The sequence below is a fragment of the Comamonas testosteroni TK102 genome, from assembly GCF_000739375.1.
Taxonomy (GTDB): Bacteria; Pseudomonadota; Gammaproteobacteria; order Burkholderiales; family Burkholderiaceae_C; genus Comamonas; species Comamonas brasiliensis.
Genome location: NZ_CP006704.1, coordinates 3,306,578 through 3,330,744, shown reverse-complemented (window position 1 = coordinate 3,330,744; position 24,167 = coordinate 3,306,578). Strand labels below are relative to the sequence as shown.

Below are 24,167 nucleotides of genomic sequence, written 5' to 3'. Positions count from 1 at the left end.
CTGAGTGGTAAGAACGGCAGGTTTCAGATAGTGCTAGCCCGGAATAAAAAAGCCCGCAGATTGCGGGCTTTGATGAGGGGCCGTTAAAGCTTGCCTGTCAGTTCACGACAGCGCTTTATTCCCACTCGATGGTCGCTGGCGGCTTGGTGCTCACGTCGTAGGTGACACGGTTGATGCCACGCACTTCGTTGATGATGCGGCCGGACACCTTCTTGAGCAGGCCGTAGGGCAGCTCGGCCCAGTCGGCGGTCATGAAGTCGCTGGTGACCACGGCGCGCAGGGCAACGACATAGTCATAGGTGCGGCCGTCGCCCATCACGCCCACGCTCTTGACGGGCAGGAACACGGTGAAGGCCTGGCTGGTCAGGTCGTACCAGCTCTTGCCGGAGGCCTCGTCGATCCAGTTGTTCAGTTCTTCGATGAAGATGGCATCGGCGCGGCGCAGCAGGTCGGCATATTCCTTCTTCACTTCACCCAGAATGCGGACACCCAGGCCGGGTCCGGGGAAGGGGTGACGGTAGACCATGCCGCGGGGCAGGCCCAGGGCCACGCCCAGCTCGCGCACTTCGTCCTTGAACAGGTCGCGCAGGGGCTCCAGCAGCTTCAGGCCCAGTTGCTCGGGCAGGCCGCCGACGTTGTGGTGGCTCTTGATGGTGACAGCCTTCTTGCTCTTGGCGCCGCCCGACTCGATCACGTCGGGGTAGATGGTGCCCTGGGCCAGGAAGGTGGCTCCCTTGGAGCCGGCGTTGGCAGCCTTGAGCTTCTCGGCTTCGGCCTTGAATACATCCACGAATAGACGGCCGATGATCTTGCGCTTTTGCTCGGGCTCGGACACGCCGGCCAGCTCGCCCAGGAACAAGTCGGAAGCATCGACGCGCACCACCTTGGCGTGCAGCTTGCCTTCGAACATGTCCATGACCATATCGCCTTCGTTCAGGCGCAGCAGGCCGTGATCGACGAACACGCAGGTCAGCTGGTCGCCGATGGCGCGGTGGATCAGGGCGGCAGCCACGGACGAATCCACGCCGCCGGACAGGCCCAGGATCACTTCTTCGTCGCCTACCTGCTCGCGGATCTTGGCCACGGCTTCTTCGATGTAGTCGCCCATGATCCAGTCGGCTTGCGTGCCGCAGATGTCGAGCACAAAGCGGTTGAGCAGCGCCTGACCCTGCACGGTATGCGTGACTTCGGGGTGGAACTGCACGGCGTAGTAGCGACGCGCTTCATCGGCCATGCCGGCGATGGGGCAGGAGGGCGTGGAGGCCATGACCTTGAAGCCGGGAGGCAGTTCGGTGACCTTGTCGCCGTGGCTCATCCAGACCTTGAGCATGCCGTGGCCTTCGGCCGTGGCGAAGTCTTCGATGCCTTCCAGCAGCTTGGTGTGGCCATGGGCGCGCACTTCGGCGTAACCGAATTCACGGGTGTTGGAGCCTTCGACCTTGCCGCCGAGCTGGGTGGCCATGGTCTGCATGCCGTAGCAAATGCCCAGCACGGGCAGGTTCAACTCGAACACGGCGTCGGGAGCACGGTCATCCACTTCGTAGACGGAGGCATGGCTGCCCGACAGGATGATGCCCTTGAGCTTGCCGTCAGCGGCAAATTCGCGTACCCAGTCGCTGCTCACATCGCAGGGGTGGACTTCGCAGTAGACATTGGCTTCGCGCACGCGGCGGGCAATCAGCTGCGTGACCTGGGAGCCGAAGTCCAGAATAAGAATCTTGTCGTGTTGCATGGTGGTCAAGGGCAAGAGGGTGGCAAAAAGGGATTAGAAATCTTCGGGAGCCCAGACGGTGACGCCGCTTTTGCGGGCGGCTGCCATCTGGGCAGTGTCGAATGTGGCCAGCGGCAGGCGCAGCGACTGCGCCAGCCACAGGTAGGCGGCATCGTAAGTGGGCAAGCCCGTGTCCAGCGCCACATCCAGCACGGCCTTGTGTTGTGCTGGCGCCAGATCGTGCAGCTCCACGCGATGGCGTATGGCTTCCAGCACGCCCCACAAGCCTTCGACCGACGTCTGTGGAATACGGCCATTATTCACGCCCGACGCAATCAGGTTGCCGCATTCCCACTGCCAGAGGTTGGGGGCTTGGGGATCCACCTCATCGCGGCGGATGCGGGTGTACAGGCGCCGGGTGTGTTCGCTGGCGCTGTCGGGCAGCAGCCAGGCGGCGGTGACGGAGGCATCGAGCACAAAAGCGGTGGCGCTCATGCCTGACTCCGTCCGGTGTGGCGCAGGCCGGTGATGCTGTCAGAGGCGGTCGTTGCGGCTGCTGGCGCTTTCACCGTCTGCTGCAGAGCCGAGATCTGCTCCAGCTCGCGCGCAATCTGCTCATCGGTGATCACGGGCTTGCGGCGCATGGGCAACATGCGCACAACCTCTTTGCCGTGGCGCGTGATGCGCACTTCCTCGCCTTGCTCGACCATTTCGACCAGGGCGGAAAAGCGGCTTTTGGCTTCGTAGATACCGATAGATTGCATGGCGGAAAACAAAAAATCTGGCTAGAACCAGTAGTTCAGGCCAGATTTTAGCATTCTGACCAGATTTTTCAATCTGGTCAGAATTCAAGGGACTTGCTTAGTCAGCGCGGTAGTTGGGCGCTTCCTTGGTGATCTGCACGTCGTGCACATGAGATTCGCGGATGCCGGCTGCGGTGATTTCCACAAACTCGGCCTTCTCGTTCATCTCGGAGATCGTGGCGCAACCACAGTAGCCCATGGAGGCGCGCACGCCGCCGGCCATCTGATAGACGATGGAGACCATGGAGCCCTTGTAGGGCACGCGGCCTTCAATGCCTTCGGGAACCAGCTTGTCCGCATTGGGGTTGCCGGTGGACGATTCCTGGAAGTAGCGGTCGGCCGAGCCTTGCTGCATGGCACCGATGGAGCCCATGCCGCGATAGCTCTTGTACGAGCGGCCCTGGTACAGAATCACCTCGCCGGGAGCTTCTTCGGTGCCGGCAAACATGCCGCCCATCATGATGGTGGAGGCACCTGCGGCCAGGGCCTTGGAGATGTCGCCGGAGAAGCGGATGCCGCCGTCGCCGATCAAGGGCACGCCAGTGCCCTTCAGGGCGTCGGCCACATTGGAGATGGCCATGATCTGGGGCACGCCCACACCTGCCACGATACGGGTGGTGCAGATGGAGCCGGGGCCGATACCGACCTTGACCGCGTCAGCGCCGGCTTCCACCAGTGCCAGAGCGGCAGCACCGGTGGCGATATTGCCGCCGATCACGTCCACCTGGGGGTAGTTCTGCTTGACCCAGCGCACGCGATCGATCACGCCCTTGGAGTGACCGTGGGCCGTGTCCACCACGATGGCGTCCACGCCGGCCTTGACCAGCAGTTCCACACGCTCTTCGGTGCCTGCGCCCACGCCGACGGCGGCAGCCACGCGCAGGCGGCCCGATGCGTCACGCGCTGCATTGGGGAAGGTGGTTTGCTTGGTGATGTCCTTGACGGTGATCAGACCCTTGAGTTCGAAGGCGTCGTTCACCACCAGAATACGTTCGAGCTTGTGCTTGTTCAGCAAGGCCTTGGCTTCGGCGGGGCTGGTGCCGTCTTTTTCATTGACGGTAATCAGCTTCTCGCGGGGCGTCATGATCTGGCTGACCTTGACGTCGTAGCGGGTCTCGAAGCGCAGATCGCGGCTGGTCACGATGCCGATGACCTTGCCGCCGTCGCACACGGGGAAGCCCGAAATGCCGCGCTCTTCCGACAGCTGCAGCACTTGCAGCACGGTGTGTTCGGGGGTGATGACCACAGGGTCGTGGACCACACCGGATTCGTGGCGCTTGACCTTGGACACTTCAGCGGCTTGCTGCTCGGCTGTCATGTTCTTGTGGATCACGCCGATACCGCCTTCTTGCGCAATGGCGATGGCCAGACGCGCTTCGGTCACCGTGTCCATGGCGGCAGACACCAGGGGCAGGTTCAAGCGGATATTGCGAGTGAATTGGGTGGCGAGAGAAACGTCCTTGGGCAGGACTTCGGAGTAGGCGGGAACGAGCAGGACGTCGTCAAAGGTCAGTGCTTTTCCGAGAAGGCGCATGTGATGGCTCCAAAAGAAAGATTGTACCTGTGACTTGCCGCACAATGTGGGCTCGTGACCCAGAATCCCCAACGCCTGTCCAAGACTTATTGACTCCATGCACGCCATCAAGTTCGCATTGTTCGCAGCCATAGCCTGTTGCACGGTACCCGCAATTGCCCAGTGGCAATGGATAGATGGTCAGGGGCGCAAGGTGTTCAGCGACCGGGCGCCGCCTGCGGATATCCCTGCTAAGAATATCTTGCGCAGCCCCGGTGGCGCAAAGCCTGCGGCGCTTGTGGCCGTGCCTGAAGCCGGTGCAGCTGCTGCCAAGCCTTCAGCAGACAAGGGCGTAGACAAGGGGCTGGAAGAGCAGAAGCGCAAGCAGCAGGAGCAGGATGCAGCCAAGGTCCAGGCCGACAAGCTGCAAAAGGAAAAGCAGCGCCAGGACAACTGCAACCGCGCCAAGCAGGCCAGGGCAACCCTGGCCTCGGGCCGCATGCTCTCGCATGTGAATGCCAACGGCGAGCGCGGCTTCATGGACGAGGCTACGCGCGATGCCGAGATCAAGCGAGCCGATGCCGTGATCGCTTCCGATTGCGGACCCATGGCAGAGCCGGCGCAATAGTCGCCGGGGTCTTCGCCGGAATCTCGATAAAAAAGCGCCGTCAGAAGGCGCTTTTTTGAGTCCTGCTGGCTGCTCGCTAGTAGCCCGCCTTGGCTCCGTCTCTCTGGCGTTTGAAAAGTCCGGCGCTGCGAGCGCCCTGGCGGGCAAAGCGTTCGCGTCGGGCAACCTTGGGGTCTACGGTCAGCGGTCGATAGATCTCGAGACGATCGCCATGCTTGAGAACCTGGCCCGGATTCGCGACCTTGCCCCAGATGCCGACCATGCCGGCCGAGGCTTCGGGCACTTGCACATCCGGCAATGCTGCCGTGGAAGCGGTCACTGCGTCCAGCGCTTGCTGGACGGTGCTGCCTGCGGGAAGCTGCCACAAGGTTTCCTGCACGGTACCGGAGCAGGGCGACATGCAGACCGTGATGTCGATCAGCGTGGGGGGGCGCGTCAGCCATAGATCTGCTCGGCGCGTTTGATGAAGGCATCCACCATGGAGCCTGCGATGCGGTCAAAGACCGGGCCGATGATGGCGGCTACGGCACCGTTTTCGAAGCCGTAGTCGAGCTGCAGCTCGACCTTGCAGGCGCGCTGCGTGCCGTCGCCTACAGGATGAAAGCGCCAGTGGCCTTCAAGACGCGAGAAAGGTCCCTTGACCAGGCGCATGCTGACCTGCTTGCCGCCGTTGTCCATGGTACTGTTCGTGTTGCGCGTCACGAAAGACTTGCGCAGTCCGCTGAACGCAATTCCCACCTCGGCAGTCATGCCGGTGGCGTCCTGCTCCAGAATCTTGGCATGATCGCACCAGGGCAGAAAGTCGGCATAGTGGGCCACATCCGTCACGAGGGCAAACATTTCTTCGGGGCTGTACCAGATCAGGACGGACTTGTTGACGTTTTTCATGAACAAAGAGCAATCAGCAGGGCGCAAGAGCAGGGAATTGGCCAGGGCCAATCAACCCAGGGGCGCGATGCGAAACTAAAATCATCGCTCAGAGGCGAGACGGCAATCCAGTATTGTAGGGAGAGCTTTCATCTCCGGTCCGCCTGCAACTAATATTCCATGGCCAAGAAACCAGAAACATCGTCGCGCATTGCCGACAATAAAAAAGCAGCTTTCAACTATTTCTTCGAGGAACGCCACGAGGCCGGCATGGTGCTGCACGGCTGGGAGGTCAAGGCCTTGCGCAGCGGCAAGGTGCAACTCACCGATGGCTATGTGCTGATCAAGGACGGCGAGCTGTTCCTGCTGGGCTGCCAGATCAACCCGCTCAAGACCGCTTCCACCCACGTCAATCCCGACTCGGCGCGGATCAAGAAGCTGCTCTTGAAAAAGGACGAGATCAAGCGCCTTGTCGGCAAGGTCGAGCAAAAGGGCTACACCCTGGTGCCCATCAATCTGCACTGGAAAAACGGTTATGTGAAATGCGAGATTGCCCTGGCCAAGGGCAAGGCCGAGCATGACAAACGCGACGTGATCAAGGACCGCGAAGGCAAGCGTGAGGTGGAGCGCGCGATGAAAAACCGCAACCGTTGACCTTCCGCGCCTGGATCGACTGCCCGGACTGACACAGTTCTGACATCAAGGCCTGCTATGTTGGGCCCTGCTTTACTGACATATCGCAGCAAGGAGTTTGGTCATGGGCACTTGGTCGCACGGCAATTTCGATAACGACACCGCCTTGGACTGGCTGGCCGATATCACGGGCCAGCTCATCGATGAAATTGCCGAGGCCCTGGACTCGCCCGAGGCCTTGCAGGCGGGCGAGTCCGAGTCCGATCTGGTTCCCTGCCGGATCGAGCTGCTGTGCGCCATGGCCGAGGGCGGCATGCATCCGCTGTGGCCGGATCTGCAGACGCTGGAGCAATGGAAAGCCACTTATCTGCAGGCCTGGGATCAGAGCATCGACGAACTGGAGCCGGAAGAGGGCTACAAGCAGGACCGCCGCGTCGCAATCATCGAGACCTTCGACCGCATGATCGCTCTGGCCGCTGCAGAAGAGGAAGAGGGCGTCGAGGAAGACTGGGGCGAAGAGTAAGTCTCCCAGTCACGCAGGACGCATGCTCGGTGCCTGGGCATGCCCCGTCGCAGCTGCTTCAGGGGTTTTCGCCGTAGCGGGTCTTGAAGTCAAACTCGAGGCGTTCGCAGTCTTCGGGGGACCTGAACTCCTGTGTCTTGCGCTCGGCCTCGGGCTTGGCTGTCTGCTTCCAGCAGATCTTGATGGTTTCAGCCTCCGTCCAGCGCTGCTTGCTGAGTGGATCGTCCATGAACTGGCCGACGAGCATGAGCGCGCCAAAGATGACCACGGGCAGGGCGATGAGCCAGACCACCAGGCGGTTTTTGGCAGGGGCATCGGGTTTGGAAGTCTCGGTTTTGGGGGTATCGCTCATAGTGGCTGCCGATTATCCGCAAGCCGATGATGAAGACATTAATGCAACGCATGAAAATTCGTGATCGCTGTTATCGGCACAAGGCAGCGCGGGTATGTAGTCGCAAACCTATAATGTTCGGCTGATTTGCCTGTCTGCGCAGCTCCTGAAAAAGCAGCGCCGGGCCGTACTGATCGCAGGCGTCATGCTGGCGTCTTCATACCAAACACCATGAGTACACCCACTTTTTCCGTTGCGGACATCCGCAAGACGTTCCTGGATTTCTACGCTTCCAAGGGCCATACCGTTGTTGCGTCCAGCTCGCTGGTTCCCGGCAACGACCCCACGCTGATGTTCACCAACTCCGGCATGGTGCAGTTCAAGGATGTGTTCCTGGGCACGGACAAGCGCCCCTATAACCGTGCAACATCGGTGCAGGCCTGCCTGCGCGCCGGTGGCAAGCACAACGACCTGGAAAACGTGGGCTACACCGCGCGCCATCACACGTTCTTCGAGATGCTGGGCAACTGGTCCTTCGGCGACTACTTCAAGAAGGAGTCCATCGAGTGGGGCTGGGAGTTGCTGACCAAGGTCTTCGGCCTGCCCGCCGAGAAGCTGCTGGCCACGGTCTATCACGAAGACGACGAGGCCTATGACATCTGGAAGAACGTCATCGGCCTGCCTGCCGAACGTATCATCCGCATCGGCGACAACAAGGGCGGCAAGTACAAGAGCGACAACTTCTGGATGATGGCCGACACCGGTCCCTGCGGCCCCTGCTCGGAAATCTTCTACGACCACGGCGAGCACATTGCCGGCGGCCCTCCCGGCAGCCCGGAAGAAGATGGCGACCGCTTCATCGAGATCTGGAACCACGTGTTCATGCAGTTCGACATGAAGGAAGACGGCTCCGTGGTGAAGCTGCCCGCACCCTGCGTGGACACCGGCATGGGCCTGGAGCGTCTGGCTGCCATCCTGCAGCATGTGCACAGCAACTACGAGATCGACCTGTTCCAGGCATTGATCAAGGCTGCCGGCCGTGAAACCCACACCGAAGATCTGAGCACTCCTTCGCTGAAGGTGATTGCCGACCATATCCGCGCGACCTCCTTCCTGGTGTCCGACGGCGTGATTCCTTCCAACGAAGGTCGTGGCTATGTGCAGCGCCGCATCATCCGCCGCGCCATCCGTCACGGCTACAAGCTGGGCCAGAAGACTCCCTTCTTCCACAAGCTGGTGGCCGATCTGGTGGTACAGATGGGCGACGCCTATCCCAAGCTCAAGGAGCAGGAAGCGCATATCACCAGCGTGCTCAAGGCTGAGGAAGAGCGCTTTTTCGAGACCCTGGCCAACGGCATGGAAATTCTGGACAGTGCGCTGGCCGGCGACGTCAAGGTGCTGCCTGGCGATGTGGCCTTCAAGCTGCACGACACCTACGGTTTCCCGCTGGACCTGTCCAACGACGTGGCGCGCGAGCGTGGCGTGACGGTGGACGAGGCCGGCTTTAATGCCGCCATGCAGCACCAGAAGGAAACGGCCCGCGCAGCCGGCAAGTTCAAGATGGACCGCGCGCTGGAATACACCGGCCAGGGCAACACCTTCGTGGGCTATGACAAGCTGGTGGAAGCAGCAAGAATCGTAGCGCTGTACGCTGATGGTGTATCGGTTTCCGAGCTGAAAGCTGGTCAAAACGGTGTGGTTGTTCTGGACACCACTCCCTTTTATGCCGAATCCGGCGGCCAGGTCGGCGACCAGGGCGTGATTGCCGCGGGCGGCAACCGCTTTGCCGTGGAAGACACACTCAAGATCAAGGCCGATGTATTCGGTCACCACGGCGTGCTGGAAGCCGGAAGCCTCAAGGTGGGCGATGCCGTTGAGGCGCAGGTGGATACCGCCGTGCGCGCTGCGACCATGCGCAACCACTCGGTCACCCACATCATGCACAAGGCCTTGCGCGAAGTGCTGGGCGGCCATGTGCAGCAAAAGGGCTCGCTGGTCAACGCCGAGCGCACCCGTTTCGACTTTGCGCACAACGCTCCGGTGACAGCCGAGCAGATCCGCGAGATCGAAGCCCGCGTGAATGCCGAGGTGCTGGCCAACACCGCCACGGATGCGCGCGTGATGGACATCGAGTCGGCCCAGAAGACCGGTGCCATGATGCTGTTCGGCGAGAAGTACGGTGAAACCGTGCGCGTGCTGGACATCGGCTCCAGCCGCGAGCTCTGCGGCGGCACTCACGTCAGCCGTACCGGCGACATCGGCCTGTTCAAGGTGGTGGGCGAATCCGGCGTGGCCGCTGGCGTGCGCCGTATCGAAGGCATTACCGGCGAGAACGCGCTGGCCTATCTGCAGTCGCTGGAATCCACCGTGGACCAGGCTGCAGCTGCCTTCAAGGCGCCTGCAGCCGAGCTGACCAACCGCATCGGTGGTGCGCTGGATCAGATCAAGGCGCTGGAAAAGGAAATCGCTGCTCTGAAGGGCAAGCTGGCATCGAGCCAGGGCGACGAGCTGGCCACGCAGGCTGCCGACGTCAATGGAGTCAAGGTGCTGGCCGCCAAGCTCGAAGGTGCAGATGCCAAGACCTTGCGTGACACCATGGACAAGCTCAAGGACAAGCTGGGCGCGGCCGTGATCGTGCTGGCTGCCGTGGACGGCGACAAGGTGCAACTGGCCGCAGGCGTGACCAAGGCTGAAACTGCCAAGGTCAAGGCCGGAGAGCTGGTGAACTTTGTGGCCCAGCAAGTGGGCGGCAAGGGCGGTGGCAAGCCCGATATGGCCATGGCCGGCGGCACCGACGCCGCAGCCGTGCCCGCAGCGCTGGCCAGCGTGCAGGCCTGGGTGGCCGAGCGCCTCTGAGCCTAGCGCCTGTAAGGCAAGCACCAAAAGGCAGTCCAGGCTGCCTTGCCCCAAAACAAAACGCTCCTCGATGAGGAGCGTTTTTTATTGTTGGAGCGAACCCTTGGAAACTGGCATAACCCAAGTCGGAGACACCGAGGAAGGGCCGCCCCGCACCGAGGGTGTCGTCCCCCTTTCCTTAGCGCGAAGCGCGTAGAGAAAAGGGGGAAGGCGCAAAGCGCCTCAGGGGGTTACTTCTTCCTGAACACCAGGTCCCAGACGCCATGACCGAGGCGGATGCCGCGGTTTTCGAACTTGGTCAGCGGGCGGTAGTCGGGCTTTTCGGCGTAGTTCTCGGCCGTGTTTTGCAGCATGGGTTCTGCGTTCAGCACTTCCAGAATCTGCACCGCATAGGGCTCCCAGTCGGTGGCGCAGTGGATATAGCCACCGGGCTTGATGCGAGCGGCCAGCTTGGCGATCAGCGGGCTCTGGATCAGGCGGCGCTTGTTGTGCTTTTTCTTGTGCCAGGGATCGGGGAAGAAGATGTGCACGCCGTCGATCGAGGCTTCGGGCAGCATGTTGTCGATGACTTCCACGGCATCGTGCTGCAGGATGCGGATGTTCTCGATCTCCTGCTCGCCAATGCGCTTGAGCAGCGCGCCCACGCCGGGCTCGTGCACTTCGCAGCACAGGAAGTTGTCGTCCGGGCGCACGCGGGCGATATGGGCCGTGGCTTCACCCATGCCGAAGCCGATCTCCAGAATCAGCTTGCCGTCGCGGCCGTAGGCGGCTGCGGCGTCCAGAGGAGCCTTCTGGTATTGCAGCAGGAAGCGCGGACCCAGTTCCTCAAAAGCCTTGGCCTGGCCCGTGGTGGTGCGGCCTGCGCGGCGCACATAGCTTTTGATGGTCTTGGGATAGGCCACGCCTTCGGGCGCCTGGCCTTGGGATGCTGCGGATGCGTCAGCGGCTGGCACGTTTTCGGCCATATCGGTGGTAGGTGTTGGAATAGAAGAAGTCACGGGGCGATATTGTAGGTTTGGCGCCAGCATTGAAGCCAGAAGTCCAGCGCCAAAGGCAAGGCGCTTGCGGGGCTTTCGTTGCAGCCAGTGGTGGCTGCAGGCGCTTGTGGCAGGCCCAGCTCCTGCGCCGCAGCAGACAGCACGCTCAGCGGCTGGCTGACATCCACGGCGGGTGCGCCATGCTGTTTGGAGAGCTTTTCTCCGCTTTCCATGCAAACCAGCGGCGTGTGCAGATAGCGCGGCTGGGGCAGGCCCAGGGCGAGCTGCAGCATCAGCTGGCGCGGGGTGTTGTCTGCCAGGTCTTCGCCGCGCACCACATCGGTGATGCCTTGCTCGGCGTCGTCAACGACCACAGCCAGCTGGTAAGCCCAGAGCCCGTCCGCCCGGCGCAGTACAAAGTCGCCCACGCTGGTGATCAGGTTCTGCTGCTGCGGGCCCAGACGCCGGTCCTGCCAGTGCAGCACAGGGCGCACGCTTTCCAGGCAAGAGTGCCTTATTGCTATGCTTTGCGTAGCTGCTTGCGCTTGCTGAGTAAGAGTGTTGGTTTGATTCTCTTGTAGTTCATGTACCTGCTGCTCCAGCGCAAAGCGCCAGGCCCTGGCGGGCTTGCCTTGCAGGCCATGGCGGCAGGTGCCGGGGTAGGGGCGCTCCACATGCCGCTCGTGAGTCAGCCCCTTTGCCTGCCAGGCGGCTTCGATGTCCTTGCGCGTGCAGCCGCAGGCGTAGGCCATGTTTTGCGCCTGCAGTTGCTGCAGTGCTTTTTCATAGAGAGCATGGCGCTGCGACTGCCATACCACGGGGAGATCGGAGTGCAGGCCGCAGGCGCCCAGCTGGCGCAGGATTTCCAGGTCGGCGCCAGGCTGGCAGCGTGGCGGATCGATGTCTTCGATGCGAATCAGCCAGCGTCCTTGGTGGGCGCGTGCATCCAGCCAGCTGGCCAGTGCCGCGACCAGGGAACCCGCATGCAGCGGTCCGGTGGGAGAGGGGGCAAAGCGCCCGATATATGGCCCCGCACTGGGGGCGCTGGTGAAGGGACGGGAGAGGGCCGCAGACATGAGGGACGCCATCTTACGCCCCTTGCCCTGTGCGCAGCAGGCTCAGGCCAGAGCCAGGCCCATTTCGAGCCCAGAGACAAAAGCATCTTCCACGCGCAGACCTATGCACCAGTCGCCGCACAGGCCCAGACCTACCGAGGGATCGTGGCTGAAGGGCCTGCCCAGGGGGGCCAGAGTCTGGGCATGCTGCCAGAGGTAGACGCTGGCATGGCGCGGTGCGACGCGGATGCCCGTGATCTCGCCAAAGGCTTTTTGCAGTTTGGAGAGCACGCGCGTGGCGTCGTCATGGCGGTGCTCGTTGGACCAGAGCGGGTTGGCGTGAATCGTCCAGCGCTCGGTCTGGGCGCGGCCGGGCTTTGAAGACTCGCGGGCCACCCAGGCAACGCGCTCATGCGTGCTGCGCGCCGCATTCCACTGCGGGCCCAGCGTGGTCAGGCCGGCCTGAGCCGCCATGGGGTAGGACAGCGTCATGGCCCAGCAAGGAGCCATCTCCACGGGGGCCAGGGTCTTGGCCAGCGCCGCTCCCTGTGGCGCGGTCTGAAGCAGTTGCGCGGCCACGGGCGCCGGCACCGCCAGCACCACGGCATCGAAGTCGGCGGCAATCTGCGGGCCGTGGTCCTCGGTATCCAGCATCAGCGACCATTGATGGCGGCTGTGGTGGCTGCCGCTGGCAATGTGGTGGCTCATGGCGCGCAGGGACTGGCCCAGATGCAGGCGCCCGGCCTCCCACAGCGGAGCGGCCCAGGCCAGGGGCAGGGACTGCATGTCTGGCATGCCGACCCAGTGGGTCTCGCGCACCGGTGCGTGCTTGTCGACTCTACGGCCCTGGGCATTGCGGGTCTGAACGCTGTTCAGACTCCAGGCGCGCAGACTGCCGGGTGTGGTGTCCAGCGCCTGCTTGAAGCGTGGGTCGCGCACGGTGAAGAACTGGGCGCCGATGTCAAAACTGCCATAGGGGCCGCTGACCGAGCGCATGCGCCCGCCAGCCTGGGTCAGACGCTCATAGACATGAACGTCGTGTCCGGCCTGCATCAGCGTGCGGGCGCAGGCCAAGCCTGCAATACCTGCACCGATGACGGCAATGCGCTTGGCACCGGGATGCAGGGAGGGGGAAGAAGCAGAGGCAGTTGCGGACGCGCGAGTGCGGGAAGCATTCATGAAAAAGCCTTTTCGACACCGTTTGACTTCTAGCGTAGCCAGCTATCCAAAAGATAGCAAGTGCTGCTTTTGCTGAATTGTTGCAGCGCAACTCACTCTACACCTCCCGGATGTCGGCTGTGAGCCGCTGCAGCTTATTGACGGTGATGGTTTTCCATGAGCGCCTTGCGCGTGGCAGGACTCTCGAGTTGCGTCAGCCACCATTGCAGCGCGCGCCCGGGTGTCCGGTGGGCCGGGCCAGGCCAGGCATAGTGCAGACGCAGATTGCGGCTGGCGCGCCGTACCTGCCTTGTGACCAGCAGGCCGGCGTCCAGATAGGCCTGCACCATGCCGCGCGGCAGAAAGCCTGCGCCAATGCCGCGTATCTGTGCTTCCAGCTTGGCCTGCATGCTGTCCACGGTGAGCACGTCCTGGCCGTTGACCAGGCCGAAGCTGGTGTTGCTGCGCACGCCTGAGTCGGCCACGGCCACCATGCGGTGCTGCAGCAGCAGCTCATCGGACAGCGGCTCGTCGAGCCTGGCCAGCGGATGGTGCGGCGCGACGGCGAAGACGAAATCCATCTCACCGATCTCGCGCGTCTGCAGCTCCGAGACATTGCTGGTGTTGACCGCCACGCCAATGGCCAGATCGGCCTGACCGCTGGTCAGCACTTCCAGTGTGCCGTTGAGAATGCCGTCGCGCAGCTTGAGCGTGGTCGGCGGGTTCAGCGCATAAAAGGCTTCGACCAGCTCGAAGACGGGCGTACGGGCCACGGCACCGTCGATCACGATGGTCAGCTGCGGCTCCCAGCCCGTGGCCACACGCTTGACGCGGTGCGCCACGGCGTCGATCTCCTGCAGCAGCCGGGCGCCCTCGTGCAGCAAGGCCTGGCCGGCTTCCGTGGCCTGGGCGTGGCGTGAGCTGCGGTCAAACAGCAGCACGTCGAGCGCATCTTCTATCTGGCGCACGCGGTAGGTCAGTGCACTGGGCACCAGACCGAGGGAGCGTGCGGCAGCGGCAAAGCTGCCGGTTTCGGCTATGGCCTGCAGCATGGCCAGGCTGTCGGGGGTGAGCACATCGCGGGAGCTGGGCATGGTGGGATCGAGTATTCAAACAGTTTGAATGATGCCATCAACGCCGTTCAGCCACAGCTTTGCCGCCGACTTCTACAGTAGAGCCCATAGAGACAGTGACTTGAACGAAAGGAAGCACACCATGATGACTCTGCGCAAATCCCAGGAACGCGGCTACGCCGACCACGGCTGGCTCAAGTCCTATCACAGCTTTTCGTTTGCCGATTACTACGACCCGCGCCACATGGGGTTTGGCAATCTGCGCGTGATCAACGAAGACCGCATCGCGCCGGGCACGGGCTTCGGTGCCCACGGCCATCGCGATATGGAAATCATCAGCTATGTGCTCGAAGGCGCGCTCTCGCACAAGGACAGCATGGGCAATGAAACCCCCATCCTGCCCGGCGAAGTGCAGCGCATGAGTGCCGGCTCTGGTGTGGTGCACAGCGAGCAGAACTATGCCCAGGACCAGACCACGCATTTTCTGCAGATCTGGTTGCTGCCGGCGCGCACGGGCATCGAGCCCAGCTATGCGCAAAAGACCTTCAGCGAGGCGCAAAAGCGCGGTCGCCTGTGCCTGGTGGCCTCGCCCGATGGAGCCGAGGGTTCGGTGAGCATGAATGCCGATGCGCGCTTGTACGCCGGCCTGTTCGACGCAGGGGAGACTGCGGATGTGTCCCTGCCAGCCGGCCGCAAGACCTATGTGCACCTGGTGCGTGGCGAGCTGGACGTGAATGGACAAAAGCTGACAAGCGGCGACGCTGCACTTATTGAAAATGAGGAGCACCTGCGCCTTGCAAACGGCCGGGCTGCGGAAGTTCTGGTGTTTGACCTGGAGCCTTGAGTCTGACGATTTCAAGGGTTGTGATGATGGATATGAGCCAACGCGACCCTTGGTCGCCATGACTGGAGTTTTAAATGTTGAATCAATTCAGAAATCCTCTGGACCTGCTGGGGCGGGTGCTGATCGCCCTGCTGTTCCTGCCGGCGGGAATCCAGAAAATCAGCGGCTTTGCCGGCACCGTGGGCTATGCCGCATCGGTGGGCATGCCCATGCCCCAGATTGCCGTGGCTGTGGGCCTGGTGATCGAGATCGTCGGCGGTCTGGCCATCCTGCTGGGCTGGCATACGCGCTGGGCGGCGCTGATCCTGGGTTTCTTCACGCTCGTCGCGAGCTTTTTCTTCCACAACTTCTGGGGCGTTGCCGCCGAAGCCGCGATGATGCAGCAGCTGCTGTTCTGGAAGAACATCGCTGTGGTCGGTGGTCTGCTTGGCTATGCCGCCCATGGGGCAGGCGCCTGGAGCATGGACGCTCGCAAGAGTTGATTGAGGCCGCCGCATCGCCTGAAGGCGCGCGGGCAGCCAAGGCTTTGATAAGCTAGCGTGCTCTCGCAAGACAAGGCCCGCCGGGTGTCAATCCGGCGGGCCTTTATTTGGCAAAGAAACAGGATGGCGGCGCGGATGGCCGCGCCGACGCAAGCAAGAAAGAAGAAATCATGAGCACTATCGTTGTGGTCTACCACTCCGGCTACGGCCATACCCAGCGCATGGCGCAGTCGGTGGCGCAGGGCGCGGGCGCGCAGCTGCTGGCCATCGATGCCGACGGCAATCTGCCAGACGGCGGCTGGGAGCAACTGGCCGCGGCCGACGCCATCGTCTTTGGCGCGCCGACCTATATGGCGGCACCGAGCTGGCAGTTCAAGAAGTTTGCCGACGCCTCGTCCAAGGCCTGGTTTGCCCAGGCCTGGAAGGACAAGCTGTTCGCCGGCTTCAGCAATAGCGCCAGCGTGCAGGGCGACAAGCAGGTCACGCTCGACTATTTCTACCACCTGGCCATGCAGCATGGCGGCGTCTGGGTGGGTCTGGGCCTGCTGCCTTCGAACACCAAGGCCGCGCAGCGCAATGATGTGAACTGGATGGGAAGCTTCAGCGGCGCCATGGCGCAGTCGCCCTCGGATGCATCGGCCGGCGAGATGGCCGCCGGCGATCTGGAGACCGCACGCCAGTTCGGCGAGCGCGTGGCCAGCGCTGCAGCACGCTGGGCAAGATAAGCAGCTTCGATCTGCTATTGAATAAGAAGCGTCTAGCGCTTTTCTATCTTGGATTTAAGATTGATTTGTATCTGAAATCCTTTGATGACAAGCGCTAGCCGCTCTTTTTTTTGAGAGTCGCCCAGACTGGCCGGCTTATTCCATCAAGTGCTTTTTTATGGGGCGGGGGTGAACCAGCTCGGTGCGCGACAGATCGGTGCCCAGCGAGTCGCGGCCGTCAAAGACAAAGCAGCCGCCGTCGTAGAACTTGCCGTCGGTTTCCTCAAAGTACTTGAGGATGCCGCCTTCGAGCTGATAGACGTTTTCGATGCCTTCGTCCTGCATCAGGATGGCGGCCTTTTCACAGCGGATGCCGCCCGTGCAGTAGCTGACCACGGTCTTGCCGGCGAATTCGCCCTTGTGCTGGCGCAGTGCTGGCGGGAATTCGGTGAACTTGCTCAGGCGCCAGTCGATCGTGCCTGCAAACGCGCCTTCGTCCACTTCGTAGTCGTTGCGCGTGTCCAGTGTCACCACCTCGCGGCCCTCGTCGTCATGGCCTTGCTCCAGCCAGCGGCGCAGCGTGACCGGGCTGACCGAAGGCGCCCGGCCATGGGCGGGGCGAATGGCGGGATGATCCATGCGGATGATCTCGCTCTTGACCTTGACCAGCATTTTGCGAAAGGGCACGGTCTCGGACCAGCTTTCCTTGGGGGTCAGGTCGGCAAAACGCGGGTCTTGCTTCAGCTGCTCGACAAAGCCGCGTACGGCATCGGCAGGGCCGGCCAGGAAAAAGTTGATGCCTTCCTCGGCCAGCAGCACCGTGCCCTTGAGGCTCAGGGCATGGGCGCGCTCCAGCAGCGTCTGGCGCAACTGGTCGGCATCAGGCAGGGGCGTGAATTTGTAGCAGGAGATGTTGAGTATGTCGGCCACGTCGATATCCGGGGGGCGGCCGCGCGGCTGCTGCATCGACGGTGATGCAGCTCAGACCGGGGCCGTCAGCTCTGCCTTGATTTTATTGGACAGCTGTGCCACTGCGAGGGATGCGGGTGCTCCGGGCATGGCCTGCAGCAGCAGCTGTCGGCGCATCACGGCTTCGCGCACGGCGGAGTCGACCGGAATATCGCCCCAGTGAGTCAGCTGTAGCGGCTGACCGGAATCGGTGGTCACGAAGCGGTTGAGCACCTGCTGCAGCTGGCCCGTGATGGCGCGGCCATCGCCAGGGCGCTGCGCCTGGTTGATGACCAGACGGATCTGCTGGCGCTTTTGCTGCAGGGCCAGCACCTTGATGGCTGCATAGGCATCGGTCAGCGAGGTGGGCTCGGGCGTAGCCACGACCAGCACCTCGGTGGCCAGAGAGACGGAGAACAGCACCACGTCGGAGATACCGGCGCCGGTGTCGAGCAGGATGATGTCGTAGCGCGGGCGCAGCAGCTCCACCGTACGCATGAACTGGGAGCGAATCTCGGGCGTCAGGCGCGAATACTCGATCATGCCCGAGCCGGCCAGCAGCACGGAGTAGCCGCCCGGCGTGGTCAGAATCGCATCTTCCAGCGTGGAGCGGCCCGTGAACACATCGTGCAGCGTGACCTTGGGATAGAGGTTGAGCACCACGTCCAGATTGGCCAGGCCCAGATCGGCGTCCAGTACCAGCACGTTGAAGCCATGACGCGTCAGAGCCGCAGCCAGATTGGCAGAGACAAAAGTCTTGCCGACACCGCCTTTGCCGCTGGTGACGGCAATGATGTGGGCCTGCTTGGTGCGGCCAGGCGCCCGCAGGGCATCTTCCATGGATATATGAGCGGGCAAAGTAGGGTGAGGGGCCAAGGTGTCCATCGTCTCAAGGCGTTATGACCTGGCTTGCGGCGTCGGTGTTTACGTCTGGTGCTGTGTTGTCGGAAACATTTTCGTCTAAAGAGGCAGCATGCAAAGGGCTGAAAAGCAGGCTTTTTTCCTCGGCACTCACCGTACTGTCGGGCGGTTCCTCGACGCAGACGCAGTTGCGGCCTGCCGATTTGGCCAGATAGAGCTGGCGATCGGCACGCTCGGTCCACAGTTGCGCCGTGCTGCGAATCCATTGCTGGGCATAGACCCCGCCGATACTCACGGTGACCTTCAGCATCTGACCCGAGGACACCGCAATGGAGTTGTCTTCGATGGCCTGGCGCAGGCGCTCGGCGACCGCACGGCCCTGATGCGCGGGGCAGACCGGCAGCACTATGGCGAATTCCTCGCCGCCGAAGCGCGCCAGCGTGTCCATGGGGCGAATGATTTCCGACAGCGTCTGTGCCACCGATTGCAGCACCATGTCGCCGGCGATATGCCCGTGCTCGTCGTTGATCTGCTTGAAGTGGTCGATGTCCAGCATCAGCAGCAGGGCGGTCTCGCCCGAGCGGGCCACGCGGTCGATTTCGCGCTCGATCACGGAGCGGAAATGGCGGCGGTTGGCCAGTCCCGTGAGAGGGTCGCGCAATGACAGAGCGCACAAGCCATCAATCAGGGCTTGCAGGTAATGGGTGGGAGTGTCGGTGGGCAGACGGATATCGCCACCGCCCGCGCGAGTCACCAGATTGTGTGCGGTGGCAAGGCGCAGATCGCGCAGGAACACGGATTGATGGGGGGCGGATGAGGTCACGACAAGCTATCAATGGTGGCCGTCAGTGTAGCAGCGACCCTTATCATTTTGTGGGTGTAGGCTTTTCGTCAGCGTTGACAGGGCGCGGTTCTGTGGGGAAATTGCCAAGCGTTCGCAGAAAGTCGGCATCCGTGCGGTAGAGCCTGATGGGGCTGCCGCTCTGGTGCAGCAGGCCGGCACGCTCCAGCCGTTGCTCGGCAGGCAATTTCAGCCCCACCACATGCAGCAGGCCACCGCGCAGGGCAACCATGCGCTCCAGGCGGGCAAAGGTCTCGACGCCGGTGATGTCGATGCTGTTGATGGACTGCATCAGCAAGGCCAGGTCTTTGGCCTGAGGCGCCTGCTGCAGTGCGTCGGCCGCGTAGCGCTCAAGGGCTGTGGCCGTGGCGAAGTCCAGGTCTGCGTCCATGCGCAGGGCCACCAAATTGGGCGCCAGGGCGGGCAACTGCCAGAGCTGGCGGCTGCGCAGGCTGCCGTCGGGATGCTCGCCGATCTCGATGATGCGCGGGTGCAGGTGGTGATAGAGGTAGTAAGCCTGGCTGAGCATGATGCCCGCAAACACCCCCCAGTACATGCGCGGGGCGGTGACGATGGTCAGCACCAGTGTGGCGACGCTGATGCTGGCTTCCACCTTGGAGACCCTGAACAGCTTGAGGATCGCGCTGGGCTTGACCAGGTTGAGCACGGCAGTGATCACGATGGCTGCCAGCGTGGCCTGAGGCACATGGTAGAGCCAGGGAATGAACCAGAGCACGACCACCACCACCAGCAAAATGGAAAAGACATTCGCATAGCCGGTCTTGGCACCGGCGAGCAGATTGACCGCCGAGCGTGAGAACGAGGCGCTGGTGGCAAAGCTGCCGAACAGGCCGGCGCTGATCTTTGACAGGCCCTGGGCAATCAGATCCTGGTTCTCGTTCCAGCGTGTGCCGGCCTGCTGATGCTCGACCTGGGCGCTGGAGGCCGTCTCCAGAAAGCTGACCAGGGAGATGACCAGCACCGGCATGACCAGGGCGCCGAACTGTTCCCAGTCCAGCATACCGGGCCATTGGAAGCTGGGCAGTCCCGCAGGCAGGTGGCCGATCACGGAGCCGCCCGCATCGGCAAAACCCGTGATCCAGCTGATGAAGCCGCTCAGGCCGATGATGAAAATGGCAGAGGGAAAGGCAGGACGCCATTTCTTGGCCAGCATCAGAAGAGCCATGCTGACCAGGCCGTAGGCGATGGACTGGATGCTGAACAGGTAGATGGACGGCGAGTGCCAGACGGTGGACCAGTCAGCACGCATGCCCAGCAGGGTGGGCAGCTGCGAGGCCAGGATCAGCAGGGCCGCTGCCTGGGTGAAACCTGCCAGTACGGGGGAGGTGACCAGGTTGAGCAGCCAGCCTGCGCGCACCACGCCCAGACTCCATTGCACCAGGCCGGAAAGAATCGCCATCCATGCCGCAAGCACCACCCATTGGGCCGAGCCCGGTTCGGCCATGCCGGTCAGGGAGGCGCCGATCAGCAAGGCGCTCAGCGCCGTCGGCCCCACGCCGAGCCGTGGCGAGGGGCTGAAGAGAATGGCCACCGCGGCCGGAATGATGGAGGCGTAGATGCCGGTGATCAGTGGCATGCCGGCCAGTGCCGCGTAAGCCACGCCCTGGGGCAGCAGCATCAGGCCCACGGTCAGGCCGGCCCAGAATTCGCCGCGCAGCAGGCCGAAAGTAGGTTTGGGCCAATCGAGAAAGGGCAGCCATCGGGCCAGGGATTGCATGGAAGTCATGATTGCGGCGAACTAAACCGTCTGCAAGCTTAGTCGGGCTTTGTTGTGCAGAGATTAAAACAGGGCGAGGCTGCGACCTGGGTCGAGGGGGGGGACTCGGGACGTGTTGTCCGAACCGGGCCCGCATGGCATCGATGGCGGCAAGGGTGTCGGCGGATGGCCGATGAATCCGGACTTTGCCAGGTGACCGGGTGGGGCGCTGGCTGCTTGTGAATGATGCTCACGTTGAAATCGACTCGAAGACAGAAAAACGGCGTCAGCCGCCATGGTTTTCAATGCCGGCGCCGTGTTTCATCCTAGCACGCTGCCCGGGCCTATGCGGGGGGCGTGCCAGTTTCGGGCGCTGGAGCAGCCATAAAAAAAGAGAGGCCCATGGCCTCTCCTTGCACCCTTTGGTGCGGTGCGTGCGGTGGCTGAGCCACCTGTCGTCTATCAGTTGCCCAGATTGCGGATCGCTTCGGGGGTGTACTGACTGGGCTTGAGGTTGTCCTTGCCCAGGATCGGCGCCTTGGGGCGCTCCTGGACCAGATTCATGCTCACATAGGAGCCGACATTCAGGTCGTAGTAGAACGATGTGCCTGCATGCCATTTCCTGATGTCGTAGGCATAGTAGTAATTGATCTCGGCGTGCTGCCACAGCTGGCCGCGTGCATCGTAGAAGTCGCCCGAGACGGCGTGGCCGGTATCTTCGTCGATGAACATCACGCGCTTGGAGTACAGGTGGCGAAAGCCCGGCTTGAGCTTGCCCTCCAGCACCCAGACACGGCGCAGCTCATAGCGGGTGTAGGCCGGGTTGGGGTGGCCGGGCTTGAGCAGATCGGCGTACTTCAGCGGCTGGTTGATGCGAAAGGTATTGGCAGGAACGAACATTTCGCGCTTGCCGTGCATGGTCCACTCATAGCGCTCGGAGCCACCGTTGAACAGGCGCTCGGAGTCGATGGTCGCCTTGCCGCTGGTGCCCGGGGAGGGTTGGTCATAGCCGAACTCGGGCAGCTGGCGCACGCGGCGGGTGCCGGGGTCGTAGTTCCAGGCCAGGCGCTTGTCCGTGCCGAAGTTCATGGGCTCGATGGACAGGATCACGCCGCCTTTTTCGCGCTCGGGCAGGATGGAGAAGTTGGTCACATAGGCGTACTTGCCTTCGTTGGGCTTGCCCAGGTTTTCCTTGGAGTCATAGCGGCTGAGCTGGATGTAGCTGGTGCGGCCCCAGGCGATATCACCGCCTGCGCCCACCAGTGCCATGTCGCGTTCCACCTCTTCGGTGCTGGCGCGGCTGGGCATGAGGTTGTTCCAGAGCAGCTCCACGCCGCTCTTCGGAATGGGGAAGGGAAGGGCGCCCATATAGCCCTTGACGCCGTTGCCGTCGTTGGTGATTTCGGCTTCCTGAGCGTTGCGCTTGGCGACGGCGCAGATATCGTCGTCATAGCGGAAGTCGCGGTGGCCCGGATAGACGGGAATGCGCATGCTGGCAGGGAATTTGCCAAGCAGCGCCTTCTGGCCTTCACTGAGCTTGTCGCCGTACTGCGCCATATTGGCGGCCGTGATTTCGAACAGCGGCTTCTCGTGGGCATAGATATCGGGCTGGAACTGTCCCACGGACCTGGTGAACTTGACGCCGGGCGGCACACCCAGGATCTTGCCCGTGAAGGGCGGAATGCTGCCGTCGGCATTGCCGGCCCTGATGGCGCCCGTGCAGGTCAGCTCCTTGCCCAGCTTGTCGGCCTCGGCGGCGGGAACCTTGGCACAGGCTGCACCTGCGCTCAGCAAACCCATGCACAGCAGCAGCGCCATATTCATCGTCTTGTTTTTCATTGCTCTCCTCCCTGGTGAAAACCATGCAGGCTCTTGCCTGCGAGCATCGATTCTTCAGATATTTGTCATGACATGAATCGTCTGTTGAGACTAATCGGCAGCGTCCGGGGCCGGCCCATGATGCAAAAAGGGCAGCGCCGTTGCCGGTGCTGCCCTTAGGGGGGATCAAAAATGACTAGGTATTAACGCGAGCCGTTCAGATCCATTTCCGAGTATTTGACGATGCGCGTGCCCTTGACCCATTTGTAGCCAAACCAGATGGCCAGGAACAGAGGCAGGCCGATATAGGTGGCGATGGCGCCGACCCAGTCGATCTGGTCCTTGATCAGGTTCTCGTAGTTCTGGCCCAGGGTGATGATCAGGCACAGCACAAAGGCGAAGATGGGGCCGAAGGGGAAGGCCGCTGCCTTGTAGGGCAGCTGGTTCATATCGTAGTTCTGCACCTCGCAGCCCTTGCGGAAACGATAGTGGCTGATGGCAATGCCCAGCCAGGCAACGAAGCCGCACATGCCGGACAGATTCAGCAGCCAGATGTATACCACTTCGGGGCTGAAGATATTGGTCAGAAAGCACAGGGCGGCGATCACGGTGGTGGCGATCAAGGCCAGCACGGGCACGCCACGCGTGTTGACCTGGGCGAACACCTTGGGCGCCATGCCTTGCTTGGCCAGCGCATAGAGCATGCGGGTGGAGGCATACATGCCGGAGTTGCCGGCCGACAGCACCGAGGTCAGCACCACGGCATTCATCACGGCTGCGGCGCCCAGCAGGCCGGCACGCTCGAACACCAGCGTGAATGGGCTGACGGCGATATCGCCCAGGTCGTTGCGCAGCAGCTTGGGATCGGTGTAGGGAATCAGCAAGCCGATGATGAGGATGGCAAAGACGTAGAACAGCAAAATGCGCCAGAACACCTTGCGCACGGCCTTGGGTACATTCTTGGCGGGATCTTCGGACTCGCCGGCGGCGATACCGATCAGCTCCGTGCCCTGGAAGGAAAAGCCCACCACCATGGCCACGCCGATCAAGGCCGCAAAGCCGCCTGCAAACGGGGCGTCGCCCGTGCTCAGGTTGGCAATATTGCCCCAGATTCCGTCAGGTGCGCCGCCTTGCAGAATGCCGAAGATCATCAGCACGCCGATGCCAATAAATACCAGCACCGTGGTCACCTTGATGGCGGCGAACCAGAATTCGGATTCGCCAAAGCCCTTGGCCGACAGTGCGTTGAGGCCGAACATCAGGGCCAGAAACAGCGCACTCCAGAGCACTCCGTTGGTGCCCGGGAACCAGTAGGCCATCACCAGCTGTGCGGCCACCAGATCCACTGCAATGGTCACGGCCCAGTTGTACCAGTAGTTCCAGCCCAGCGCGAAGCCGAAACCTTCATCCACGTACTTGGCGCCATAGGTGGCAAAAGAGCCGGAGACGGGCATGTGGGCGGCCATCTCGCCCAGACTGGTCATCAGGAAATAGACCATCAGGCCCACGATCATGTAGGCCAGCAAGGCGCCGCCTGGGCCTGCCTGGGAGATGGTTGCGCCGGAGGCGACAAAAAGGCCGGTGCCGATGGAGCCGCCGATGGCGATCATCGACATATGACGGGCCTTGAGGGAACGGTGCAACTGGCCGGTTGCTGCAGTGGATTCGCTGTCGCTCATGAATACGAGATTTTCTGGCAGGACATGACAAGGGGAAACAGGCTGGCTAAGGCCGTTGTCATGGCTTGCATTATTGTGGTTCTGCACGGCCGGCCCTGGGATAACAACGCGGCGTGCGCGATCGGCGATGACACTCATTGCCGTT

General features: G+C 62.3%; 24 protein-coding genes. 7 read left to right on the top strand and 17 right to left on the bottom strand.

What is annotated here, in order from left to right; all coding sequences use genetic code 11:
* Nucleotides 1-115: 115 nt before the first annotated feature.
* From guaA to guaB, 4 genes are all read right to left on the bottom strand, one after another.
* Nucleotides 116-1,732 carry a glutamine-hydrolyzing GMP synthase gene (gene guaA / locus O987_RS14975; RefSeq protein ID WP_003054707.1) on the bottom strand — a complete coding sequence of 539 codons (1,617 nt, stop codon included), beginning with the start codon at nucleotides 1,730-1,732 and terminating at the stop codon, nucleotides 116-118.
* A 33-nt stretch (nucleotides 1,733-1,765) separates the two neighbouring features.
* Nucleotides 1,766-2,206 (bottom strand): type II toxin-antitoxin system VapC family toxin, encoded by a 441-nt coding sequence (locus tag O987_RS14970; protein WP_043373178.1) that lies wholly within the window; start codon nucleotides 2,204-2,206, stop codon nucleotides 1,766-1,768.
* Nucleotides 2,203-2,475 (bottom strand): type II toxin-antitoxin system Phd/YefM family antitoxin, encoded by a 273-nt coding sequence (locus O987_RS14965; protein ID WP_003054710.1) that lies wholly within the window; start codon nucleotides 2,473-2,475, stop codon nucleotides 2,203-2,205. Before O987_RS14965 ends, O987_RS14970 begins: the two co-directional genes overlap by 4 nt.
* Before the next feature lie 97 nt (nucleotides 2,476-2,572).
* Nucleotides 2,573-4,048 carry an IMP dehydrogenase gene (gene guaB / locus O987_RS14960; protein WP_043373176.1) on the bottom strand — a complete coding sequence of 492 codons (1,476 nt, stop codon included), beginning with the start codon at nucleotides 4,046-4,048 and terminating at the stop codon, nucleotides 2,573-2,575.
* A gap of 97 nt (nucleotides 4,049-4,145) precedes the next feature.
* Here guaB and O987_RS14955 point away from each other — a divergent pair, with 97 nt between their 5' ends.
* Complete coding sequence (locus O987_RS14955) at nucleotides 4,146-4,655, top strand: DUF4124 domain-containing protein (RefSeq protein WP_043373173.1); 510 nt, start codon at nucleotides 4,146-4,148, stop codon at nucleotides 4,653-4,655.
* A gap of 76 nt (nucleotides 4,656-4,731) precedes the next feature.
* Here the strand turns inward: O987_RS14955 and O987_RS14950 are convergent, their stop codons facing one another.
* Nucleotides 4,732-5,094, bottom strand: a complete 363-nt coding sequence (locus O987_RS14950; RefSeq protein WP_043373171.1) for an RnfH family protein — start codon at nucleotides 5,092-5,094, stop codon at nucleotides 4,732-4,734.
* Nucleotides 5,091-5,543, bottom strand: a complete 453-nt coding sequence (locus O987_RS14945) for a type II toxin-antitoxin system RatA family toxin (protein ID WP_003054722.1) — start codon at nucleotides 5,541-5,543, stop codon at nucleotides 5,091-5,093. Before O987_RS14945 ends, O987_RS14950 begins: the two co-directional genes overlap by 4 nt.
* 159 nt (nucleotides 5,544-5,702) lie before the next feature.
* Here O987_RS14945 and smpB point away from each other — a divergent pair, with 159 nt between their 5' ends.
* Nucleotides 5,703-6,176, top strand: a complete 474-nt coding sequence (smpB, locus tag O987_RS14940; RefSeq protein WP_003054725.1) for an SsrA-binding protein SmpB — start codon at nucleotides 5,703-5,705, stop codon at nucleotides 6,174-6,176.
* Between the two features lie 103 nt (nucleotides 6,177-6,279).
* Nucleotides 6,280-6,678: a DUF4259 domain-containing protein gene (locus tag O987_RS14935; protein ID WP_043373170.1), complete on the top strand. Its 399-nt coding sequence runs from the start codon at nucleotides 6,280-6,282 to the stop codon at nucleotides 6,676-6,678.
* A 58-nt stretch (nucleotides 6,679-6,736) separates the two neighbouring features.
* Here O987_RS14935 and O987_RS14930 read toward each other — a convergent pair whose 3' ends face one another.
* Nucleotides 6,737-7,030, bottom strand: a complete 294-nt coding sequence (locus tag O987_RS14930) for a hypothetical protein (protein ID WP_043004996.1) — start codon at nucleotides 7,028-7,030, stop codon at nucleotides 6,737-6,739.
* A gap of 210 nt (nucleotides 7,031-7,240) precedes the next feature.
* Here O987_RS14930 and alaS point away from each other — a divergent pair, with 210 nt between their 5' ends.
* Nucleotides 7,241-9,865, top strand: a complete 2,625-nt coding sequence (alaS, locus tag O987_RS14925) for an alanine--tRNA ligase (protein ID WP_043373167.1) — start codon at nucleotides 7,241-7,243, stop codon at nucleotides 9,863-9,865.
* 230 nt (nucleotides 9,866-10,095) lie between these two features.
* Here the strand turns inward: alaS and trmB are convergent, their stop codons facing one another.
* The 4 genes from trmB to O987_RS14905 all read right to left on the bottom strand — a co-directional run bounded on the left by trmB (nucleotide 10,096) and on the right by O987_RS14905 (nucleotide 14,149).
* Nucleotides 10,096-10,830, bottom strand: coding sequence for a tRNA (guanosine(46)-N7)-methyltransferase TrmB (gene trmB, locus O987_RS14920; RefSeq protein WP_003074922.1), 735 nt, complete (start codon nucleotides 10,828-10,830; stop codon nucleotides 10,096-10,098).
* 29 nt (nucleotides 10,831-10,859) lie between these two features.
* A complete protein-coding gene (gene gluQRS, locus O987_RS14915) occupies nucleotides 10,860-11,918 on the bottom strand; it encodes a tRNA glutamyl-Q(34) synthetase GluQRS (RefSeq protein ID WP_043373165.1) in 1,059 nt (352 codons plus the stop codon).
* 42 nt (nucleotides 11,919-11,960) lie between these two features.
* Nucleotides 11,961-13,076, bottom strand: coding sequence for an NAD(P)/FAD-dependent oxidoreductase (locus tag O987_RS14910; RefSeq protein WP_003054741.1), 1,116 nt, complete (start codon nucleotides 13,074-13,076; stop codon nucleotides 11,961-11,963).
* Nucleotides 13,077-13,210: 134 nt separating this feature from the next.
* Entirely contained in the window at nucleotides 13,211-14,149 is a 939-nt protein-coding gene (locus O987_RS14905) for a LysR family transcriptional regulator (RefSeq protein WP_043373163.1), read from the bottom strand.
* A 121-nt stretch (nucleotides 14,150-14,270) separates the two neighbouring features.
* Between O987_RS14905 and O987_RS14900 the strand changes: the two genes are divergently transcribed.
* The 3 genes from O987_RS14900 (at nucleotide 14,271) to O987_RS14890 (ending at nucleotide 16,179) form a co-directional block, all read left to right on the top strand.
* The gene (locus tag O987_RS14900) at nucleotides 14,271-14,972 is read left to right on the top strand and encodes a pirin family protein (RefSeq protein ID WP_043373161.1); all 702 of its coding nucleotides are present in this window, start codon (nucleotides 14,271-14,273) and stop codon (nucleotides 14,970-14,972) included.
* Between the two features lie 74 nt (nucleotides 14,973-15,046).
* Complete coding sequence (locus tag O987_RS14895; RefSeq protein WP_043373160.1) at nucleotides 15,047-15,454, top strand: DoxX family protein; 408 nt, start codon at nucleotides 15,047-15,049, stop codon at nucleotides 15,452-15,454.
* A gap of 170 nt (nucleotides 15,455-15,624) precedes the next feature.
* Nucleotides 15,625-16,179, top strand: a complete 555-nt coding sequence (locus tag O987_RS14890; protein ID WP_043376517.1) for a flavodoxin family protein — start codon at nucleotides 15,625-15,627, stop codon at nucleotides 16,177-16,179.
* Between the two features lie 135 nt (nucleotides 16,180-16,314).
* Here the strand turns inward: O987_RS14890 and O987_RS14885 are convergent, their stop codons facing one another.
* From O987_RS14885 to O987_RS14860, 6 genes are all read right to left on the bottom strand, one after another.
* Nucleotides 16,315-17,088, bottom strand: coding sequence for a sulfurtransferase (locus O987_RS14885; protein WP_043376514.1), 774 nt, complete (start codon nucleotides 17,086-17,088; stop codon nucleotides 16,315-16,317).
* Nucleotides 17,089-17,139: 51 nt separating this feature from the next.
* Entirely contained in the window at nucleotides 17,140-17,991 is an 852-nt protein-coding gene (locus O987_RS14880; RefSeq protein ID WP_003054751.1) for a MinD/ParA family protein, read from the bottom strand.
* Between the two features lie 4 nt (nucleotides 17,992-17,995).
* Complete coding sequence (locus tag O987_RS14875; RefSeq protein WP_003054753.1) at nucleotides 17,996-18,790, bottom strand: GGDEF domain-containing protein; 795 nt, start codon at nucleotides 18,788-18,790, stop codon at nucleotides 17,996-17,998.
* A gap of 43 nt (nucleotides 18,791-18,833) precedes the next feature.
* Nucleotides 18,834-20,546, bottom strand: a complete 1,713-nt coding sequence (locus O987_RS14870; RefSeq protein ID WP_043376510.1) for a SulP family inorganic anion transporter — start codon at nucleotides 20,544-20,546, stop codon at nucleotides 18,834-18,836.
* Nucleotides 20,547-20,987: 441 nt separating this feature from the next.
* Nucleotides 20,988-22,364 carry a DUF1329 domain-containing protein gene (locus O987_RS14865; protein WP_043373158.1) on the bottom strand — a complete coding sequence of 459 codons (1,377 nt, stop codon included), beginning with the start codon at nucleotides 22,362-22,364 and terminating at the stop codon, nucleotides 20,988-20,990.
* 182 nt (nucleotides 22,365-22,546) lie between these two features.
* Nucleotides 22,547-24,022 (bottom strand): amino acid permease, encoded by a 1,476-nt coding sequence (locus O987_RS14860; RefSeq protein WP_019042564.1) that lies wholly within the window; start codon nucleotides 24,020-24,022, stop codon nucleotides 22,547-22,549.
* Nucleotides 24,023-24,167: the final 145 nt, after the last annotated feature.

Coding starts and splice junctions, on each gene's coding strand:
- O987_RS14945 (WP_003054722.1), bottom strand. CDS start 5,543: ATGAAAAACGTCAACAAGTCCGTCCTGATCTGGTACAGCCCCGAAGAA.
- O987_RS14890 (WP_043376517.1), top strand. CDS start 15,625: ATGAGCACTATCGTTGTGGTCTACCACTCCGGCTACGGCCATACCCAG.
- O987_RS14905 (WP_043373163.1), bottom strand. CDS start 14,149: ATGCCCAGCTCCCGCGATGTGCTCACCCCCGACAGCCTGGCCATGCTG.
- O987_RS14900 (WP_043373161.1), top strand. CDS start 14,271: ATGATGACTCTGCGCAAATCCCAGGAACGCGGCTACGCCGACCACGGC.
- O987_RS14930 (WP_043004996.1), bottom strand. CDS start 7,030: ATGAGCGATACCCCCAAAACCGAGACTTCCAAACCCGATGCCCCTGCC.
- trmB (WP_003074922.1), bottom strand. CDS start 10,830: ATGGCCGAAAACGTGCCAGCCGCTGACGCATCCGCAGCATCCCAAGGC.
- guaB (WP_043373176.1), bottom strand. CDS start 4,048: ATGCGCCTTCTCGGAAAAGCACTGACCTTTGACGACGTCCTGCTCGTT.
- O987_RS14955 (WP_043373173.1), top strand. CDS start 4,146: ATGCACGCCATCAAGTTCGCATTGTTCGCAGCCATAGCCTGTTGCACG.
- smpB (WP_003054725.1), top strand. CDS start 5,703: ATGGCCAAGAAACCAGAAACATCGTCGCGCATTGCCGACAATAAAAAA.
- guaA (WP_003054707.1), bottom strand. CDS start 1,732: ATGCAACACGACAAGATTCTTATTCTGGACTTCGGCTCCCAGGTCACG.
- O987_RS14935 (WP_043373170.1), top strand. CDS start 6,280: ATGGGCACTTGGTCGCACGGCAATTTCGATAACGACACCGCCTTGGAC.
- gluQRS (WP_043373165.1), bottom strand. CDS start 11,918: ATGTCTGCGGCCCTCTCCCGTCCCTTCACCAGCGCCCCCAGTGCGGGG.
- O987_RS14965 (WP_003054710.1), bottom strand. CDS start 2,475: ATGCAATCTATCGGTATCTACGAAGCCAAAAGCCGCTTTTCCGCCCTG.
- O987_RS14970 (WP_043373178.1), bottom strand. CDS start 2,206: ATGAGCGCCACCGCTTTTGTGCTCGATGCCTCCGTCACCGCCGCCTGG.
- O987_RS14865 (WP_043373158.1), bottom strand. CDS start 22,364: ATGAAAAACAAGACGATGAATATGGCGCTGCTGCTGTGCATGGGTTTG.
- O987_RS14880 (WP_003054751.1), bottom strand. CDS start 17,991: ATGGACACCTTGGCCCCTCACCCTACTTTGCCCGCTCATATATCCATG.
- O987_RS14895 (WP_043373160.1), top strand. CDS start 15,047: ATGTTGAATCAATTCAGAAATCCTCTGGACCTGCTGGGGCGGGTGCTG.
- O987_RS14910 (WP_003054741.1), bottom strand. CDS start 13,076: ATGAATGCTTCCCGCACTCGCGCGTCCGCAACTGCCTCTGCTTCTTCC.
- O987_RS14870 (WP_043376510.1), bottom strand. CDS start 20,546: ATGCAATCCCTGGCCCGATGGCTGCCCTTTCTCGATTGGCCCAAACCT.
- O987_RS14860 (WP_019042564.1), bottom strand. CDS start 24,022: ATGAGCGACAGCGAATCCACTGCAGCAACCGGCCAGTTGCACCGTTCC.
- alaS (WP_043373167.1), top strand. CDS start 7,241: ATGAGTACACCCACTTTTTCCGTTGCGGACATCCGCAAGACGTTCCTG.